The 682-nt window shown below is 41.8% G+C and carries 1 pseudogene; it reads right to left on the bottom strand.

The features are described from left to right. Positions 1 to 138: 138 nt before the first annotated feature. Positions 139 to 682: pseudogene (locus BQ9856_RS14215) on the bottom strand (hypothetical protein); the annotation flags it as partial.

The following is a 682-nucleotide window of genomic DNA, read 5'->3' as shown; positions in this document are numbered from 1 at the left end:
GATTATGCCGGTAGGGCTGGCAAAGTGAACTTTGATAAGTAAATATTATCCAGATGAGTAGAAAAGTAATGGAAATTTCGAAAAATGGGCATGAGAAATAGACATAGCTGCCGCTATGGTTTAAAATAGAGATGCAGATTATGCGACCTGCAAAATAAGTTTTTTGAGATCTGACTCGTAAGGCAGATCCCATGCATCGAGATGCTGTAACATCACGATGTGATAGAGGCGGCAGTACCACATCTTAGTAGAGCGGTGTCTGCCGTTTTCTAATAAGAAGTCTAATTTCTCACGTTTATTGGAACGTTCTACAGAAGTTCTTGCATGATACTCAGTTTTCCATTTTTTACTATCCCTTGGAGGTATGTTGATTAGTCTGGGATTGTCCTTCATAGCCAGATGAACTGTTCTGCCATACTTGGAATCAAAACAGGGCTCTTTACATGAACAGCCATATTTTCTACTTGCCAAAGGGCAGCGGTACTTGATGCGGTGCTTGTTTTTCTCAATGCCGTCATGGTTCATCCTAAGTCCTGCTCTGCAGACGGGGATGCCATCCTTGCCGATGGTAAAGTCATCTTTGTATTTCGTCTTGATGCCCCTCTTCTCATTCAGGTCAATGAATGGTGTGATTCCTTTCTGCTGAAAGTATTTATAATACGGCATTGCATCATGGGCAGAA

The organism is Clostridium sp. Marseille-P2415, from assembly GCF_900155545.1.
GTDB lineage: Bacteria > Bacillota > Clostridia > Lachnospirales > Lachnospiraceae > Lacrimispora.
Note: the sequence above shows the minus strand (reverse complement) of the source record. Positions and strands in the feature narration are given on the sequence as shown.